This is a genomic window from Pseudomonas sp. P1_C12 (genome assembly GCF_056406435.1).
The window spans coordinates 318,295-335,678 of record NZ_JBFUAE010000001.1; the positions used below are offsets into that span (position 1 = coordinate 318,295).

The 17,384-nt window shown below is 55.6% G+C and carries 15 protein-coding genes and 3 pseudogenes; 4 read left to right on the forward strand and 14 right to left on the reverse strand.

What is annotated here, in order from left to right:
- Positions 1 to 41: 41 nt before the first annotated feature.
- The 6 genes from AC1D19_RS01485 to AC1D19_RS01510 form a co-directional block, all read right to left on the reverse strand.
- On the reverse strand, positions 42 to 647 hold the full coding sequence (locus AC1D19_RS01485) for a helix-turn-helix domain-containing protein (protein ID WP_477762096.1): 606 nt from the start codon (positions 645 to 647) through the stop codon (positions 42 to 44).
- Between the two features lie 461 nt (positions 648 to 1,108).
- Positions 1,109 to 1,711, reverse strand: coding sequence for a helix-turn-helix domain-containing protein (locus AC1D19_RS01490; protein WP_477762097.1), 603 nt, complete (start codon positions 1,709 to 1,711; stop codon positions 1,109 to 1,111).
- 397 nt (positions 1,712 to 2,108) lie between these two features.
- Positions 2,109 to 2,492 (reverse strand): hypothetical protein, encoded by a 384-nt coding sequence (locus tag AC1D19_RS01495; protein WP_477762098.1) that lies wholly within the window; start codon positions 2,490 to 2,492, stop codon positions 2,109 to 2,111.
- Positions 2,493 to 3,114: 622 nt separating this feature from the next.
- Positions 3,115 to 4,464 (reverse strand): MFS transporter, encoded by a 1,350-nt coding sequence (locus AC1D19_RS01500; protein ID WP_477762099.1) that lies wholly within the window; start codon positions 4,462 to 4,464, stop codon positions 3,115 to 3,117.
- 37 nt (positions 4,465 to 4,501) lie between these two features.
- Positions 4,502 to 5,578, reverse strand: a complete 1,077-nt coding sequence (locus AC1D19_RS01505) for a C45 family autoproteolytic acyltransferase/hydolase (RefSeq protein WP_477762100.1) — start codon at positions 5,576 to 5,578, stop codon at positions 4,502 to 4,504.
- A 143-nt stretch (positions 5,579 to 5,721) separates the two neighbouring features.
- On the reverse strand, positions 5,722 to 7,449 hold the full coding sequence (locus tag AC1D19_RS01510; protein WP_477762101.1) for an amidohydrolase: 1,728 nt from the start codon (positions 7,447 to 7,449) through the stop codon (positions 5,722 to 5,724).
- Between the two features lie 106 nt (positions 7,450 to 7,555).
- Between AC1D19_RS01510 and AC1D19_RS01515 the strand changes: the two genes are divergently transcribed.
- A complete protein-coding gene (locus AC1D19_RS01515) occupies positions 7,556 to 8,467 on the forward strand; it encodes a LysR family transcriptional regulator (RefSeq protein WP_477762102.1) in 912 nt (303 codons plus the stop codon).
- A gap of 31 nt (positions 8,468 to 8,498) precedes the next feature.
- Here the strand turns inward: AC1D19_RS01515 and AC1D19_RS01520 are convergent.
- Positions 8,499 to 8,841 (reverse strand): annotated as a pseudogene (locus AC1D19_RS01520) (helix-turn-helix transcriptional regulator); the annotation flags it as partial.
- On the opposite strand from AC1D19_RS01520, the gene AC1D19_RS01525 reads away from it, so the two are divergent.
- Positions 8,806 to 9,075, forward strand: coding sequence for a hypothetical protein (locus tag AC1D19_RS01525; protein WP_477762348.1), 270 nt, complete (start codon positions 8,806 to 8,808; stop codon positions 9,073 to 9,075). The pseudogene AC1D19_RS01520 and the gene AC1D19_RS01525 overlap by 36 nt on opposite strands.
- Before the next feature lie 11 nt (positions 9,076 to 9,086).
- Here the strand turns inward: AC1D19_RS01525 and AC1D19_RS01530 are convergent.
- Positions 9,087 to 9,195, reverse strand: a pseudogene (locus AC1D19_RS01530) (hypothetical protein); the annotation flags it as partial.
- A 785-nt stretch (positions 9,196 to 9,980) separates the two neighbouring features.
- Between AC1D19_RS01530 and alr the strand changes: the two are divergent.
- The gene (gene alr / locus AC1D19_RS01535; RefSeq protein WP_477762103.1) at positions 9,981 to 11,210 is read left to right on the forward strand and encodes an alanine racemase; all 1,230 of its coding nucleotides are present in this window, start codon (positions 9,981 to 9,983) and stop codon (positions 11,208 to 11,210) included.
- 168 nt (positions 11,211 to 11,378) lie between these two features.
- On the opposite strand, the gene AC1D19_RS01540 is transcribed toward alr, so the two are convergent.
- Positions 11,379 to 11,801, reverse strand: coding sequence for a DoxX family protein (locus AC1D19_RS01540; protein WP_477762104.1), 423 nt, complete (start codon positions 11,799 to 11,801; stop codon positions 11,379 to 11,381).
- Positions 11,802 to 11,911: 110 nt separating this feature from the next.
- On the opposite strand from AC1D19_RS01540, the gene AC1D19_RS01545 reads away from it, so the two are divergent.
- Positions 11,912 to 12,805 (forward strand): LysR family transcriptional regulator, encoded by an 894-nt coding sequence (locus AC1D19_RS01545; protein ID WP_477762105.1) that lies wholly within the window; start codon positions 11,912 to 11,914, stop codon positions 12,803 to 12,805.
- Positions 12,806 to 13,028: 223 nt separating this feature from the next.
- On the opposite strand, the gene AC1D19_RS01550 is transcribed toward AC1D19_RS01545, so the two are convergent.
- The 5 genes and pseudogenes from AC1D19_RS01550 to AC1D19_RS01570 all read right to left on the reverse strand — a co-directional run bounded on the left by AC1D19_RS01550 (position 13,029) and on the right by AC1D19_RS01570 (position 17,382).
- Positions 13,029 to 14,207 carry a M20 aminoacylase family protein gene (locus AC1D19_RS01550; RefSeq protein ID WP_477762106.1) on the reverse strand — a complete coding sequence of 393 codons (1,179 nt, stop codon included), beginning with the start codon at positions 14,205 to 14,207 and terminating at the stop codon, positions 13,029 to 13,031.
- Between the two features lie 113 nt (positions 14,208 to 14,320).
- Positions 14,321 to 14,644 (reverse strand): sigma factor, encoded by a 324-nt coding sequence (locus AC1D19_RS01555; protein ID WP_477762107.1) that lies wholly within the window; start codon positions 14,642 to 14,644, stop codon positions 14,321 to 14,323.
- A 236-nt stretch (positions 14,645 to 14,880) separates the two neighbouring features.
- Positions 14,881 to 15,666 carry a methyl-accepting chemotaxis protein gene (locus tag AC1D19_RS01560; protein ID WP_477762343.1) on the reverse strand — a complete coding sequence of 262 codons (786 nt, stop codon included), beginning with the start codon at positions 15,664 to 15,666 and terminating at the stop codon, positions 14,881 to 14,883.
- 72 nt (positions 15,667 to 15,738) lie between these two features.
- Positions 15,739 to 16,770: pseudogene (locus tag AC1D19_RS01565) on the reverse strand (cache domain-containing protein); the annotation flags it as partial.
- Positions 16,771 to 16,884: 114 nt separating this feature from the next.
- Complete coding sequence (locus AC1D19_RS01570) at positions 16,885 to 17,382, reverse strand: Lrp/AsnC family transcriptional regulator (RefSeq protein WP_477762108.1); 498 nt, start codon at positions 17,380 to 17,382, stop codon at positions 16,885 to 16,887.
- Positions 17,383 to 17,384 lie beyond the last annotated feature (2 nt).

The window sequence follows — 17,384 nt, forward strand, 5'->3', positions numbered from 1 at the left end:
CGTTACTTATTACCTCTGCAACTTGTTGATACGACAAATGATCAGTAGGTCGGTGGAGCTATCACCCAGAGAATCTTAACTTCTGTGTCGCCGGTATTGACCCAGCAGTACGATTCACGAACTATTCGAAAACTATCACCCGCTTTCAGGCTGTACTTATTCCTGCCCAACCAGATATCGAATTGCCCACTGATAACGTAGAGCTCTTCCTCTGTATTACGCGGCGTCGCTGGCGGGCGAACTGCACCTATCGCAAAGCTGGTGAGAAACATTTCGAACATCCCACCTATATCCGGCGACAGCAGTTCTTCGGTAATACCATCGAGAAATCCGCCTAAGCGTCGACGACTATCGGCACGTACAACACGCCCCATCTCTGCGGCTGGCTTGCTATCGGCGGTAAAAAACCAACCCAGGGTCACACCCAGTACCGTTGCAAGTTTTTTTAAATCTGTAATGGAAATCTCGGTGTTTCCGCGCTCTAGCTGACTGAGGAAGCTGGGCGATCTACCTGTTGCCAATGCAAGCTCGACAAGTGTCTTACCACGTGCTTTACGGAGCTTGCGAATTTCATTGCCCCAAGCGATGCGGTCCCCAGGCGTTTCCATCCCAAGATCCATTTTCGCTATGCCAGCGACATCATTCACCTTCAGACCCTCATCTCAACCCTGCAATTACCGTCTGTAATTTTTCTCTCAAAAAACTTTATGACCTGATTATGCATCCTGAAAAAATTAATGCACTAAATTTTTTATTAGAGCGAAGCATTGATCGATAGTCCCGTTCAATGGGCATGCTTCAGATAGGGCCATTGCTGTCGACGCAGGTCGAACGGGCCACGAAGGAATTACGTGAGATGCCCGCTTCGAGGACAGCGCGAATCGAGGGATTGCCAGGTCTCTTTAGCGAACGATACGCGGACCTGTGGGAAGCGACTTCCACACCTGCCCTCGACCCTATTGTGCGTCGAGGCAGTACATCCACTTTGGAGATTTGAAGAGACGAGGATAGAGCGCGTGAGATGAGTCAACTCTCCGAACAGCCCCAGACTGCCAGCGTTACTGACCCTTTACACCAAAATGAAATAGCGGTTGCCCCAAGCAATCTGTTAGAAGGCTGGCGGTGCAATAACCCAAATGACAACGGCATCGATCTCACCGGGGTTTTCCCAGCGATACGGTTCATTGGCGATGCGAAAACTGTCTCCTGCACTCAGACTGAAAGGATGCTCACCTATCCAGAGATTGAGCTGTCCAGAAACCAGAAAACCCTCTTCTTCAGTCCCGCGGGTGCTCTTGGCTTCGAAGGTGGCACCGGGACCAATCGTACTGAGGAACATTTCGAACGCGCCTCCGATAGAGGGTGATAACGATTCCTCCGTCAGCCCGCCGGCCACCGAACCCAACCGTCGACGACCACCTGCACGAACCACTCTCCCGGTCTCTGCCGCTGGCTGCTCATTTGCCATGAAGAACCAATCCAATGGCACCCCAAGAGTAAGTGCGATGCGCTTCAGATCGGAAATTGGAATTTCAGCACGACCACGTTCTAGCTGGCTTATGAAACTGATCGACCGGCCAGTGGCCAAGGAAATTTCGGCCAAGGTCTTTGAGCGAGCTTTGCGCAATTTGCGAATTTCTTCGCCCAACGCAACGCGATCCCTAGTGGAATCAAAATCGCCATCACCTGAATCAGCGTTGTCGATCGGCATTTACTTTCCCTCTGGCCGTAGAGCATATTTAGGCAAAAAATTTTGCCCATCATTGTCCTTGAATAAAAAAAAAACACTATTTTTTTGGTTGAGCATGTGAAGTATTTGGCAAACACATGATGGAGTCATTTCTCCGTCCTGTTGATAGCGAACCCAGAGCACTACGTCGTGATGGTCCGCTTGCGGATTGCCCGAGACCGTCGCAGCGTTTCAGGCCCAGACTGAGGCGTTATTTAGTCTGATCAAGCCAGAGAATACCGGCTGCTGTTCCCATCACTGTGTTCGATGCCGTGCTGACGGTTGTTGAGTGAGCACTTGAAACAAGCGTTGTGAGCGCTGGCCGCATCCTGAATGTTCTGGCTCGACCGCCAACGAAAGCAGCACCTCGCCCAGTGTTCTAACGTGAGGGCTTGCCGCCATAGACGGCAGACCGCCGAACGAAAGCCACCCAGACGACGTGGTGGGCAAGTTGAGTCAGGCTTGGCTGCAAATGGGTGCGAACGTTGTTTATGACATCGATTTGTGCCTGAGGCTCACCGCCGGTGATTGAAACTATGACAGGTGATGAATGATCGCCTTCCAGGCCCGGGTCTCTGGCATCAACCTCGATTGGCCAGTCAGGTGTTTCAAGCTCAAGCAGCACTCGTTGCTCCTCAACCGGTATTGAAGCGGCGCGCCCGTAGTCAGCAACCCATTGTGTAACTGCCGGATGGTCATGGCGGATCATCCGCCCGCATTGGCTGTGCGCGGCGAACACTGGATCGGCGCCACCATAGGTCAAGCAGTCCACCACACCCGGTTGCTGTCCTGCGGTTTGTTCCGTAACGCTGATGGGCCGTTGTTGCTCGTCGAACTCGGTATGAGGCTGACTGCCCCACGTATTCCAGAAGGAACAGGGCAACCCTGCCTAACCAGCAACCCCAACTGCCACCCGGTATCAACACTGTCTGTCAGCCACGCATGACCTTTCAAGCCATAGAGAGTTGTCAGGTTCGGCATCGGCGCCGCGCCCTCAAGCGTGGATCCCAGGATTGAGTCAAACGTCCCGCCACATCGAAGCGTTGCCGAGTGATGCGCGGATCGATGACCGACAGCATGAGTGTCGCAGTTTGGGGGTGAGCCTTCACGGCGTTGACGGTCCATAGCTTTCACTGGCGAAAGACTGGCCCTTTTGGAGCCGGACCGTAACTGTAAGAAGTAACAGGTCGGCGCCTTTGAAATCGTCTTCGCATGCAGGCCCGCTCCCGCACTTGACCGCGCCGAACAAAAGATAGGTGCTCGCCACCGATCTACTATGGGCTTGCTCGCGTAGAGGCCGGCACATTCAATGAAGATGCCACCCGCCCCACCGCCTTCGCGAGCCAATCGAACCGTCGCACCGCCGCCCCCATAGCTTTTGATCTTCAGTGAACAACACTTCTGCGCTCTCCATGTTTCGCCCGTGGTGCCGGTGCTGCGGTTCCCTGATCAATCTGCGCCATGCTCAAGTGCGCCGTTTCCCTCAAGAAGAACGAGCAAACCGCCACAATCGCCAGCGCCACCGAACCGTATACGGCAACGCCGAGTGCATTGTGATCGGTGGCAATCAGGATCGCCGTGGCCACGCTCGACGCCGTACCGCCGCCCAGTGCAGCGCCGATCTGGTAGGCCGCGGACATCCCCGAATAGCGCATTTCCCTGGGGAACTGTTCCGCGAGAAACGCGGGGATCGGTCCCTGGGTCGCGCCCATGAACGCACCCACTGCGATATAGGCCAAGGTTGAAACAAGCAGGCTCTTCATGCCAACCAACGGGAAGAAGGTAAAGAACCCGATGGCCATGATGATTGCGCCGAGGATCATAACCTTGCGTCGGCCGATCCGGTCGGACAGCAGGGCAAACAGCGGCGCGGTCACCACAATTGCCACGGACAACGAAAAGTCGAAGAGCAGTGCGTCCGTGCTGCCGTAGCCGAGTTGGGTGGCATACGACAAAAAGAACGTACTGCCGATGTAGGCGATGGTCACGTAGCCAAACGCGATCCCGGTGCACAGCAGCATTTCCCTGGGGCGCGCCCGCAGTGCCGCGACCAGCGGAATGCGTGCCTGTGTCTTGTGTTCGACGGGTTGCGCCACGGGCTTTTGTAGCCGCGCATAGAGCCCGATCAACACCAGCACACCGCCCAGCCAGAACGGAATGCGCCAGGCGAAATCGGCGAGGTTATCGTTGGAGACGACACTGACGACGCCGAACACGGCCGCGCCGAGGATGCCGCCGATGCCGATGCCCATGCTGGTGAAACTGCCCCACAGCCCTCGTCGACCGGGGGGCGCCGATTCGATGCCGAACAGCGCCGCCCCGCCCCATTCGCCGCCGGCCGCGAAACCTTGAATCAGTCGCAACAGCACCAGCAGTGCCGGCGCTGCCAGGCCTATCGACGAGTAGCCCGGAAGGCAACCGATCAACAAGGTGCTCAGCCCCATCAGCAACAAGGTGATCACCAGCATTTTCTGCCGACCGATCCTGTCACCGTAGTGCCCGAACACCATACCGCCCAACGGACGGGCAAAAAAGCCCGCGCCAAAGGCGCCGAAGGCAAACAGCGTGGCGGTGAGCGGGTCCATCTGCGGGAAGAACACCTTGGGAAACACCAGCGCCGCCGCCGTGCCGTAGATAACGAAGTCATAGAACTCCAGCGCGGTGCCCATGCCGGAGACGAAGAACGCTCTGAGGGCGGATTGCGAACCCGCCGTGGAGTTTCCGTTACTAGCCATATCGAGTGCTCTTTTTGTTGTTATGGAGGACGTCGGTTCAGAAACGCTGGAAGCCGTTGCGGGCCAGCAGCATCGGGTTGCCGGCGGCGTATTCGAGGACGCCGTGTTCGCTGTCGATACCGATGGTCAGCAGGGTTTCCCAACGCTCGGTGGCCGGCATGCTCAGGTCCGGATGGAAACAGATCGGCGCATCGTCGCCGGCGGCACCGCACATGGCCGCTGCCCGGCGATTCAGGTCTCCATGGATCATGTCGAGCCGCGCCGCATTGACATGGGCCAGGCGTGCGTAGGTGGTCGACGCGTCCGGCGTTCGCTCGCCAAGGCTCAGTGTCGCGTCGAGGAAGTGGTTGGTGTGGGTGATCCATCCGTCTTCGCCAGGCAGCACCACGGCGGTGCCGGCGGCGGACATTTCAATGCTCGCCGCACGGGGCGATGCATCGCTGCGGGAGAACACGGTTAGCACCGTCGAGGCACTGACCCGCGCCGATCGCGCCAGGGCAATGGCCTCTTCAACACTGCTGGCCTCTTCCAGGATCCGCCGGGCAATCGCGTGCACCGGCACCCCGACAACGGCGTTATCGCTGGCGTGGTGGAGGATGTTGAAATGCAGCCCGATGCCTGCGCTGTTAACGCCGATCTTGCCGAGCATGCCGAACTCGGTGAACAGCTTGACGGTCATGCCGGAGCCGTTCGTCAGTTGCAGCAGCATGCCGTGGGGCACCAGTGAATCGTGCCAGTCCCAGGTCTGGATGGTTTTAGGTGCATCAGGCCCCGACGGTGCGAAGACCGCCGTCGAGCATTCGCCTTCGAGCGATGCCGGCATCACCGCGAGGATTTCCGTGCGGGCGTTCAGGCTCGCCAGTTGCCACAGGGGAATCCCGGTGCCTTCGGCCGTGGCCACCAGTTCCTGGGCCAGGCAAGGGCTCCAGTCTGTGAGTGCTTGCAGGCTGGCTTCGCCGATCGAGCGAACCTGTTCGGGCGCAACACCGACCTGATTGAAAAAATCGAGATAGAGCGCCACCGTCTTGCCGATTTGAGCCGCCCAGGTTTCGCCGATTTGCTGGCCTCGAATCTGTGGGTTGTGGGTGTCGGTGACGAAGCAATGCAGTTTCACGAGCGGTGTTCCTTTTTTACGTTGGTATTGAACGTGTAGGAGCGGGCTTGCCCGCGAAGAGGCAATCAGCTTCAACATCGAAGCCAGCTGACACACCGCTTTCGCGAGCAAGCTCGCTCCTACAGTTTTTTGCTCTGTGGGGATCAGGGATTGCGGGCGTAGATCTCGCGGCCGGCGAACCAGGTCTGCAGCACCCAGGTATCGCGCAGGGCTTCGGGCTTGACGGCAAAGACATCGCGGTCAAGGACGATCATATCGGCCTGCTTGCCCGGCTTGAGCGAACCGATCCGGTCCTCGAGGCGCAGGGTGCGGGCCGCGTTGAGGGTGTAGGCCTGGAACATGGTCTGGCGGTCGATGTCTTCGGCGCCGTTGAGCACACCTTTCGGGCCTTTGCGGCTGACCGCCTGGTAGATCGCCTTCCACGGATCCGGCGTGGTGATCGGCCAGTCGCTGGCGCCGGCAATGGTCGCGCCATTCTTGAGCAGCGAGCGGGCCGGGTACGAATACATGAAGGCCATGGCGCTGACATAGGGTTTGACCAGGTCCATGCTCGACTCATCGGCCATGGCCCAATACAACTGAATCGAGGCAATCACGTTGAGTGTCTTGAAGCGGGCGAACTCCTTCGGATTGACCATTTGCAGGTGCGTGATGGAGTGCGGGATGCCACTGTGCCGATCCTTGCGCGCCTGCTCGATGCCGTTGAGTGACTCGCGCACCGCGCGGTCGCCAATCGCGTGGATGTGCACCAGCCAGCCGCGGGCGTCGGCGGCGCTGACCAGCTCGCCGAAGTGCGCGGGGTCGATCAGCAGCTCGCCGGACTTTTTCGAGTTCTTGTAGGGTTCCAGCATGGCGGCGCTTTGTGCCGGGACTTCCGCCACGCCATCGGCAAACACCTTGATCCCCGGCAGGGTCAGGTTGGGCACGCCGAGAAACTGCTGACGAACCTTGTCCAGTTCATCGAGATCGGCCGGCGTGGCTTTCGAATCGGCCATCAGCAGCGCGGCCACATGAGCAGTCAGCTCGCCGCGCTCGGCCAGCGCCTTGTAGATCGGCAGTACACCCACCGACTGATTGTTCACATCGCCGCCAGGGATTTCGTTGGCAATCGGGTCCATCCAGCCGGTGATGCCCAGGCTCTTGTAGTAGTCCAGTGCTGCGCGCGCGCCCGCCATTAACTCTTCGGTGGTCGGGGGTGGAAGCAGCGCCTGCACTGGATACAGGCCGGCATCGACCAGGAAGCCATTGGGCTGTCCATCCTCGTGATGACCGATCGTGGCCTGCTCTTCGTCCTTCAGCGCCTTGACCCGCGCGGCATCGACCCCGGCTCGCTGGAGCATGGCCCGGTTGGCCCAGCCCGTGTGCAGGTCCCAGCCCAGAAAGAGAATCGGCATTTCCGCCCATTCGCCCTGATTGAAACGCTGCTCAAGGGCCTCGATCTGGCTCCAGTAAATCGATGGCAAGCCGCCGACACTGAGGACGTCACCGCGTTTGGCCTTGCCGTCTTCGCGCCACTGACGCAGGCGCTTTTCCAGCTCGTCGAGGGGCAGCAACTCGCCGTCCAGGTTGGCCTGACGCAATTGCAGGCCCCCCTTCACCGTGTGCGAGTGCGAGTCGATAAACCCCGGCATCAACACCTTGCCGCCAAGGTCGACGATGCGCGTGCCCGGCTGTTTGAGGCGCAGCACCTGGGCATCGGAACCCACCGCCGCGACCCTGCCGTTCTCGACCGCGATGGCCTGCTGCAAAGTCTGGCCGGGTTCGGCGGTGTATACCCGGGCGTTGTGCAGGATGAGATCGACAGCGGCCATACTTTCCATCGAGGAACAGGCCAGAGCAAGCGACGCGGCCAGGGTCAGAAGCTGTTTCATGGGATAGCTCTTTATTTTTATTGGTCTGTAGCCAAGACTATCCACGCTAAATCGAGAACTGAATGCCTGCTCCCGCACAACTTCTGTGCCTATCAGGAATAGATAAATGGACAAAATGAGTGCCCTGACCATGTTCGTCGCCACCGCCGAACAGGGTAATTTCAGCCGCGCCGCCGACCTGCTCGGCAAAACCCCCTCCGCCCTGACCAAGGCCGTGGCCCAACTGGAGGAAGAACTCGGCACGCGCCTGTTCGACCGCACCACCCGGCGCATGGCGTTGACCGAAGCGGGCCGCATCTATCTGGAAGGCGCACGCCAGGCGCTGATGCAACTGCAACTGGCCACCGAGGACGTGGAGCAGTTGCAGCATGAACTGCGCGGCGACTTGCGGATCACCGCCCCGCCCTCCTTCGCGCCGGCATTTCTCAACCAGGTGTGCTGCCGTTTTTTGACCGCGCATCCGCAGGTCAAACTGGAAGTGGACCTGAGCGATAACTTCGAAGACCCGGTGGATGGCGGCTACGACCTCGCGCTGCGGGACGGCCCCATCGACTTGCCCGGCGTGATCGCACAGCCGCTGGTGGAAAACCAGATGTTGCTGTGTGCCAGCCCGGCTTACCTGGCGCGCAAGGGCGAGGACGTTTCACTGGAAAATTATCAGCAGCATGACTGGCTGATCTTCCGCCATCCGCTACTGAATCGTCACTTCTGGTGGGCCAAGCAAGGCGAGCAACGGATACGTCTGACCCAACCGACGCCGCGGGTGGCCAGTGATAACTACGACTTTCTCCTGGCCTGCCTGCTCGATGGCCAGGGCTTGCAGTTCATTCCGCAATGGAGCGCCGCGCCCTATCTGGCGCGCGGCGAGCTGGTCGAGCTGATGCCTCAGTACTGGCGCGAACCGAGCGCTTTCGGTCCATGGATCTATGTGCTGTACCTGGCTCACCGGCGCAATACGCGCAAGGTGAAAGTGTTCATCCAATACCTCAAGGCGCATTGGCAACAGCCCAACCCATGACCGTTCAGCGCGGCCGCAACACCAGCGCAAACTACTCGCCATGCCCGTTGACGTTGAGCTTGCGATAGAGGTTGCGCCGATGCACTTTCACCGTTTCCGGGGAGATGCCCATTTGCTGGGCGATGGCCTTGCTGGAAGAGCCCTGAAGGATCAGGCGCGCGGTTTCGATTTCCCGCAGGGTCAGGCGTGCATCGAAGCGATCGAGCAAGGTCGCCAGCCGGTGATTCGGCTTCCGGTCCTTCCAGCGGCAGTAAATCCAGGTGCCGGCGCATCGTCGCCAGCACCCAATCACGCACGCACAGCAGGCGACCCTGCTCCTCAAGGCTAAAGCGCGTCGAGTGACCAAGGGACAGGCCGAGCACGGCGCCGTCGACAATATGGGATTTCGCGCCAACCTGGCGGTGTCGCTGTCGGCCTTTGCCGTCGAAGCCATGGCCACCCTGCTCACCCTCCAGCCCCAGGCCGACTACCGAGCGAGTGTGGACGCGGATCTGGAGCAAGGTCAGGAACGGTCAATGATCACACACCACAAATCCCTGTTGGAGCGGGCTTGTTCCGGGCGGCGTTCCGACGATGGGGTCATCACATTCAACATCAATGTTGCCTGACATACCGCTAGTTTCGGTACGAAGGTAGTGATTCCGGCTTGCTCGCAGGCAAGTATTTCCAGCTCCTTGTAATAGCCTCGGTCGGCGACCACCGTTAAACGATTCAACACCGATCTCCTCACACGCCCAATCGACCATAATGCTGATCTACGCTCGGTCATTTCAAACAGAGCGCTCAGCCAAACATAAAACTTGCTCAATTCCTGAACTGTACATCGCAAGCGCTGTACTCCACAGTGCCGAGGTCATTATCCACAGAGTTACCCACCCTTTTTGTGGATAGCTTTAAGGGGAATTTGCGCACATAAAAAGCACAATTCAGAGCAACACTGAAGGATGCACAGGGAAGCTCCGTCAGTCATCGGTCATCGGGCAACCGCTGTCGCTCACCAGGTATATGCGAGCAAGGCAAAGGACTAGGAAGCAGCTTGCGAAGAACTCCGATCAACGCCGTCAAAACTTAGTGCGCCAGATTGAGTTCCTCAACCAAAACGTCGACCATGCGCACTGATTTTTGGGGACTTCATGTGGACGTAAATGTGGTGAGCAAACAGATGGGTGATCGCCAGACCCGATTCAAAAACCGCAGGCCCTCTTAAGACGGCGCAGTTAAAGTATCAATGGAGAAGCCAACAAATAGTACACGAATTGATCTGTATATCGGCGCTGATTGAAAATTAACTCCCTTCTCACAAACCGCTCTCACTCCGCCCTGCCACCCAGCAGAAACAGTAAAGACACTAACATCAGAATAACCCACACGAGCAGTTAGCTTGCTATAACGAGCAAAACGCTCTATGCAACAAGCTATTTGCCAACTGGCACCTGTGTATTGGCGGTGTAGCATTGAGTGAACAACATGACACCAACTACCACTACAAAAAAATAACTCAAAGAATGAAATAATGAAAATAATATCTTCTCACTTTGTTGCTGTTGGCTTACTTACACTCGGCACTCAGGCTTTCGCTGCACCGCTGCTACAGGAGTACAATTTCAAGCAGGACGTGAATGCAACAATAGGCCAAACAAACGCCTGGTTAGAGATCAGTAAATCTGCTTTCAAGCAAAATATCGAATTCGTAAAAGGCGGATTATCGAAAGGCAGTAGTTTGTGCGCTGTGATGAAAGCAGATGCTTATGGTCACGGTATTGCATTATTGATTCCGACGATCATGGAAGCGGGTATTAATTGCATCGGTATTGCGAGTAATGAAGAAGCGCGAATTGCCAGAAAAGAGGGCTACACAGGAAAAATAATTCGTGTTCGGCAAGCCACGGAGGGAGAAATCGTCAGCGCATTGCCTTATGACATTGAAGAGCTTATCGGCAATGCACAGGTAGCCCGAGCCATCAGCACGCTGGCAGAACACAATGGCAAGCCCATCAAAATTCATCTCGTTACCAATGCAGGCGCCATGAGCAGGAATGGCTTGGAGCTTGCCACCGAGCAGGGCAAAAAAGACGTACTGGAAATCACCTCAATGAAGGGACTGAAGGTCACCGGGATCATGACGCACTTCGCCGTCGAGGATAAGGCCTTCGTCATGGAAGCCTATGACAAGTTCATGTCGGAGCAGGACTGGATCATCAAGACAGCCCACTTGAACCGTGACGAAATCACCGTTCATTGTGCCAACTCGTTCGCAACGCTTGACGTCCCGGCAACACACTTGGACATGGTGCGTGTAGGAGGAGCCCTTTACGGCGATTTGATCGGCCGTGCCGAGCTGAAACGCGTCATGTCACTCAAAAGCAAGGTTGCTGCGGTCAACACCTATCCTGCCGGAAACACAGTGGGTTATGACCGCACCCTCACACTGACTCGAGACTCCAGGCTCGCCAACATCCCAGTAGGTTACTCAGATGGCTACCGCCGAGTGTTTACCAACAAGTCTTTTGTCGTCATCAATGGCGTGAAAGTGCCCACGGTCGGAAAAATCTCGATGAACACAGTTATGGTAGATGTGACCGACATAAAAAACGTCAAGCCCGGCGATACCGTAACGCTCTATGGCAAACAAGGCGATGCCGAGATTACACAAGCTGAATTGGAAGACATCAATAACGGTGCACTGCTCGCCGATGTTTACACCATGTGGGGCACCTCAAACATTCGAATACTGGTCGACTAAAGCAAGAGGCCCGTAGCATGTGATGAAAAGCCACCTCATCAGGGTGGCTTTTCATTGCGGAGTTGCACTGATCCGCCAGTTGGCCAAAAACCGCACCAGAGTTCAGTTGGCAACGGAGCTTCGGCCTGGGCAGCGGTCATGGTTTTTTCAGGACGTCTGTTCCGTCTTTCAGCTGGCGGCATTTTTATCCGATGCACGCTGCCTCGTTAGGGCATAAGCACCATCGCCACACAGCGCGATAGCAATCAGCACCGCCGTCCAGAATGCTGGGTACTCCCAGCCCCCGCCGGTACTGCTGAACAGCCAGCCATTACCCGAGTGCGCCCAGGTGGCACCCAACAAAACAGGAATGGCCGCCAAGGCCGCATAGCGAGTTTTAAAGCCCAGCACCAGCATTGCACCCGTGGTGACCTCAACTCCGAGAACCAGCCACGCCAACACACCCGGCAAGCCAATCGACTCAAAAAAACCTGAAGTACCTGACATTGTAAAAACGAAAACCTTTAAATACAGAGAGTGCGCCAGCAACGCAATACCAGCTGTCAGGCGAAGCAATAAAACACCATAGGAGATACCTTTATAATCGTCCATACAACTTCCAAAATAACACTGACAGTGCACGTTGCGCTGCCTTCCGAATATATTGTTGCGAGTAATCAGCAACCCTACAATCTGCAATTTAGCTATTACGGACTGCATATATGCACACTTGGGACTGGGACGATCTGCGCCTGATACTTGCCGTTGCCGAACACAAGTCTTTTGCCGCTGCCGGACGCGCACTTCATCTTAATCACACCACCGTGCTGCGGCGTATCAATGCGTTCGAAAAACTTCATGCATTTCGACTATTTGATCGCCTCTCGACCGGCTACACAATGACTGACGCCGGAGAAGAATTACTGCAGACAGCACAAATCATGAATATCGCCGTCAGCGAACTGTCCCGCAAACTCGAAGGCAAGGATCTGCGATTGGAGGGCATACTCCGCATTACCACCTGCGATACTTTAATGGCATCCATTTTACCGGAGGCACTTGGAGGATTCAGTGAACTCCATCCCGAGATATCACTTGAAGTCACCACCGGCAATTTCATCAGCGATTTGGCCCAACGGCATGCAGATGTAGCAATACGAACCAGTGACAGTCCTCCCGACGCATTGATCGGTAGGCGTATCGCCGATGTCGGGTTTGCCGTTTACGCTGCCAGGGGATTTTCTGAGCGTCATGGGGGCGTTGATCCAGCACACTTCAATCGATGGCTTGCCCCGGATCTCGCGCTTGGTCAAATGGATATTGCAAAATGGCTGCGTGCCAGCGTTCCTGCAACGTCCATTGTTTTCAAGGCCGACTCTTTGGTCACCCTTAGGCAAGCAGCACTGGGGGGCTTGGGAATAGCCGCACTTCCCTGCTATTTGGGAGATTCAACCCCCGGGCTAGAGCGGGTCCCGTTCGTAGGACTCAACGCCCTCAAAACGGGACTTTGGGTCCTCACCCATCAGGACCTGAGACATACCGCTCGGGTGCAGGCCTTCACCCGCTTTGTGAATGAAGCACTTCAACGTTCCTGGCCTGGACCGATAACCACATGACCATTGAGCAGAGTGACGTACTTCAGATGGGACGTAACCTTGCGTACCTTTCAATTGCGATTTTTCCGGACAGTTTTACTTTCTTTATTCATGGGAGTCTTGCCGGGGAGGCAATCCCTGGTTGTCACCAGTGCCGTAATCATTGCGCTGGTGACTGAGCTGCTCCTGTTTCTCACTCACAAATGGTGCTGGATCGGGTAAGTACCACCTGATCTCAACCGACTCAAACCAGAAACTGTTCAACTAACCGAACCCAGTAACTAGCCCCCGTCCCCAGGCAGTCATCGTTGAAGTCGTACCCAGGGTTATGCACCATGCACCCCCCCTCCCCATCACCATTACCGATAAAGAGATAGCTGCCAGGACAATGCTCAAGCATCACTGCAAAATCTTCACTGGCAGCAATAGGTGCCATGTCTTGAATCACCCCCTCTTCACCCAACCAATCAACAGCGACCTGACGGGCAAACGCAGTAAGCTGAGGATCATTGATCAAGGGTGGCAACGATTCTTCCCTATCAACCTCCACGCTGACACTAGCGCCGAAGCTAAGCGCCTGAGCTTGGGCAACCTGGACAATCCGCTTGAGAAGGTCGGCTCGAACGATAGGCTTCAAGGCGCGAACACATAGTTGGAGTACTGCATGCCCCGGAATGACATTGGGCGCCTCACCAGAATGAAAGGAGCCCACAGTGATCACCGCCGTCTCCAGAGGATCCGTATTGCGCGACACAATACTCTGCAGCGCCATGACAATTGCCCCTCCAGTAAGTATGGGGTCAATGGCTTTGTGTGGCATTCCACCATGCCCCCCCCTACCATCAATTCGAATTTCCACAGTATCGGTGGAGGCCATGAACGGCCCGGCCCGAAAACCCAACTTCCCTACTGGCAACCCAGGCATGTTGTGCATGCCGAACAACGCATTACAGGGAAATCGCTCCAGGAGACCATCATCCAGCATTTTCTGCGCGCCCCCATCGCTTTCTTCGGCGGGCTGAAAGATGACCACCAGCGTACCGTTGAACTGCCGGCAGTTGGCTAGGTGCTGCGCGGCAGCCAGCAGCATTGCAGTATGGCCGTCATGACCGCAGGCATGCATGGCGCCTGGATGCTGGCTCGCATACGGCAATCCGGTCTGCTCCAGAATGGGCAACGCATCCATATCTGCCCGAATACCAATGACCTTACTTCCACAACCTTGCTGCAAACGCCCTACGACACCAGTCCCCCCAAAGCCACGATGCACCTCAAATCCCCACGACTCGAGCTTGGCAGCAACCAGATCTGAGGTTTTGAACTCCTTAAGGCTGAGCTCCGGGTAAGCATGAAGCTGGCGGCGCAACTCAATCATTTCAGCTTCAATGGCACGGATACCCGGCAGCATGGGTCGAACAGTCATGGAATTCACCTGTTTCATGTAAGGGAGGCTCGCCTGCAAAGGGCGAGGATATAAAGCTCATCAACGTTAAGTGCTGCAAACTCTGCTCAATCACAGGCAGGCAGCTGCATTGTCTAGGGAGTCGTGAAGCGCATCATGACGCGCCCACCTCGAGCGAGTTTGTAGCGCGCATTGGCAAATACCCACGCCGTCGCTGGTTGATCTGGGAGGTACGTTTCGCGCCTGCTATGCACGGCCAACAATACTTCTTGCAGCAAGTCCTCGATTTCACTTGGTTGACGCTGAAGTCTATTACGCAGAAATCTACGCGCATGAACACTTAGCTCCGACAAAAACGTGAGATAGGCTTTGTCGTTTCCGCCCAGGCCTGCGAGGAACAATGCTTGTAGGTGAATCTCTCGGCTGCGCAAGGCTTCATCATGTGTAGTTCGTTCCATCGTCAACTCTGGTTACGCGGAGGTCGAATATTGTTGATCAACTGGTTAGATTTGAATGCTTTGAGATAACTCCAATTGCTCATGGCTCTTCCGAATTGACCTCGTTTTTAGGCGAGGAGATACATCCGAAACGCGATGCGATTCAGTTTGCTCAATGTGCCCTCAGTATCAATAACTCAGGGTTCCCACTGAGCAGGAAAAACTATTAATAATCAGCAGCGCTTGATGTATTCAACTTAAGTACGGAAGCTATCCACCAGATACTTGAGTCGACTGGCTTGTTGCTCAAGGTCATCACAGGCGAGCAAGGTGGCCTGGAGATTCTCCACGCCTTCCTGGTTGAGGGATTTGATCTCGGTGATGTCCATATTCAGCGAGTCGATTACAGCGGTCTGCTCTTCAGTAGCAGTGGCTACAGACTGATTTATGCCATCAATTTCGCCAATACGCTGAGTAACGCTCCCTAGTCGCTCGCCAGCCTGGTTGGCGATAACCACACCTTCATGGCTATAGCGCTCGCTTTCGCTCATGGTGCAAACCGCCTCACGGGCGCCGACCTGAAGCTCCTCAATCATCGTATGGATTTCTTGTGCCGATGTCTGAGTGCGGTAGGCAAGACTGCGTACTTCATCCGCCACCACAGCGAAACCGCGACCTGCCTCGCCCGCCCGCGCAGCCTCGATAGCGGCATTGAGCGCTAGCAGGTTGGTCTGTTCGGAAATGCCCTTGATCACTTCAAGGATCCGACCAATGCTCACCGTCTTACCATTCAGCGTCTCTATGTTGCTGCAGGATGCACGAATTTTTCCTGACAACTCGTTCATGGCGTTGATCGTCTGTGCTACCACTTGCCGGCCACCCTCAGCCTGAAGGCGTGCATCTGACGCCTGAAGTGAGGCATCACCGGCATTACACGCGATTTCCTGAGCGGCTGCACCCAGCTCGTTGATCGCTGCTGCAATGCTGTTGGTGCGATTGGCCTGTTCGTCAGAGTTTGCTATGGATGAGCTGGAGGCAAGCATCACTCGCTTTGCCACTTCGTTGACTTGTTCGGTCGCTGATGAGACTTCGCGTATTGAATGTTGGATTCGCTCCACGAAAAGGTTGAAGTCGCAGGCCAATTCTCCAAACTCATCTTGAGAATGCACGGCCAAACGTCGGGTCAGGTCCCCCTTCCCCTGGGCTATATCGCGCATGGCTTTGCCCATTAACCTCAGAGGTTGCATCAGTACGCGGATTAGCATGCCCAATAGAAGTAGCGTGATTAGCACGGCTATCAGAGTGGCGCAAATAGCTGAAGCGCGAAAATCACCTAACGCCTCGTAGGCTTTTTTCTTGTCGATGGACAAGCCGATATACCAGTTGACCGAGGGCAGTCCCTTGACCGGAGAGAACATCAAAATATAAGGAACACCCGCCAGCTCAGTCTCACTGAAATGGGTGCTGATAGTGGGCGTGTCTTGCGGATAGATATCGACAAGTTTTTTCATCACCAGGTCTTTATCCGGGTGGGCAAGTATCTTGCCGTCGGCACTGACCAAGAAGGCATAACCGATGCCGCCCAGATCGAGCGAACTGACAATTTTCGCCAGGGTATCCAAGGTCAGGTCACCACCGACCACACCGAAAGGTTGGTTTCCATGGTGAACCGGAGTAGCGATGGTCATCATCAACTGGCCAGTGGATGCATCCAGGTACGGCTCAGTCAAAGTCGTACCACCATCTGCCATCGCATCCTTGTACCAAGGCCGGGTACGCGGGTCATAATCGGCGGGCAATTCGTCTTTTGGTCGCATCGCAAAGCTGCCGTCGATACCGCCAAGATAGGTGAAGTTAAATGTTGAAAGCAGCGTCTTCTGTTCCAGTAGGCGCACCACACTGTCCGGCGTATTGTCGTTGGCAACAGTCTGAGCGATGCTGTCTATCAGCAAAACACGTCCAGACAGCCAAGCCTGGACATTGCTTGCAGCAATTTTGCTCATCCCCTCAAGGTGGCTTTCGAGGTTTGTACGTATAGCGTCGCGCTGAAAATAATCGTTGTACAGTGTGAATAATGAGAATGCTGCAATGACTACGAGCGATGCGGCGAGCAGAACTTTGTGGCTGAACCTTAAGTGGACAGTCATTGGCAATTTACCCGAGATTAAAAATTTCTGTTTTTATTATTTAACTCCAACGGCAGTCTTTAAGACCTGCGCCAGCTCATCTCATGCGTAGCCCGTATCTTTTACACTGCACCGCTAGTCGTGGTGTGTGGACGAATGCTTAACAACAGCCAATTCAGGGTAGGCAACCAGTTTGTCGATACACAGGTCCTCATTCTCCAACCAAACTTCCGTAAGCGCACGATAGTGCTTCATATCTGTACAGTGCATACGCAGGCTGTAGTCGAACGGACCACTGATAAGATGGCATTCCAAGACCTGAGGACAGCTATCTACACATGCTTCGAAGGCTTTTTGTGCAGTGCGCCGATTCTGGCTCGATATAGCGACCAATACCTGTAGTGACAATCCCGGTGAGACCTTTTGCACATCGATAAACGCACCATAACCGCGAATCACCCCTAGCCTCTCCAACTTGCGTACGCGTTCTTGGCAGGGGCTTGCGGTCAGGTGCACAAGTGTTGCTAGTTTCTGGTACGTGATGCGCCCGTCATGGCGTAATACGTCAATGATAGCCTCATCAATACGCCCCAATGCTCGTGAAAAATCGGGATTTTTTTCCTTCCTTTTCATTG

What these genes read in the sequence shown, in the direction of transcription:
- AC1D19_RS01545 (WP_477762105.1), top strand. Translation starts at nt 11,912, where the DNA reads ATGCACACTTGGGACTGGGACGATCTGCGCCTGATACTTGCCGTTGCC.
- AC1D19_RS01510 (WP_477762101.1), bottom strand. Translation starts at nt 7,449, where the DNA reads ATGAAACAGCTTCTGACCCTGGCCGCGTCGCTTGCTCTGGCCTGTTCC.
- AC1D19_RS01515 (WP_477762102.1), top strand. Translation starts at nt 7,556, where the DNA reads ATGGACAAAATGAGTGCCCTGACCATGTTCGTCGCCACCGCCGAACAG.
- AC1D19_RS01540 (WP_477762104.1), bottom strand. Translation starts at nt 11,801, where the DNA reads ATGGACGATTATAAAGGTATCTCCTATGGTGTTTTATTGCTTCGCCTG.
- AC1D19_RS01500 (WP_477762099.1), bottom strand. Translation starts at nt 4,464, where the DNA reads ATGGCTAGTAACGGAAACTCCACGGCGGGTTCGCAATCCGCCCTCAGA.
- AC1D19_RS01550 (WP_477762106.1), bottom strand. Translation starts at nt 14,207, where the DNA reads ATGACTGTTCGACCCATGCTGCCGGGTATCCGTGCCATTGAAGCTGAA.
- alr (WP_477762103.1), top strand. Translation starts at nt 9,981, where the DNA reads ATGAAAATAATATCTTCTCACTTTGTTGCTGTTGGCTTACTTACACTC.
- AC1D19_RS01560 (WP_477762343.1), bottom strand. Translation starts at nt 15,666, where the DNA reads ATGCTTGCCTCCAGCTCATCCATAGCAAACTCTGACGAACAGGCCAAT.
- AC1D19_RS01555 (WP_477762107.1), bottom strand. Translation starts at nt 14,644, where the DNA reads ATGGAACGAACTACACATGATGAAGCCTTGCGCAGCCGAGAGATTCAC.
- AC1D19_RS01570 (WP_477762108.1), bottom strand. Translation starts at nt 17,382, where the DNA reads ATGAAAAGGAAGGAAAAAAATCCCGATTTTTCACGAGCATTGGGGCGT.
- AC1D19_RS01490 (WP_477762097.1), bottom strand. Translation starts at nt 1,711, where the DNA reads ATGCCGATCGACAACGCTGATTCAGGTGATGGCGATTTTGATTCCACT.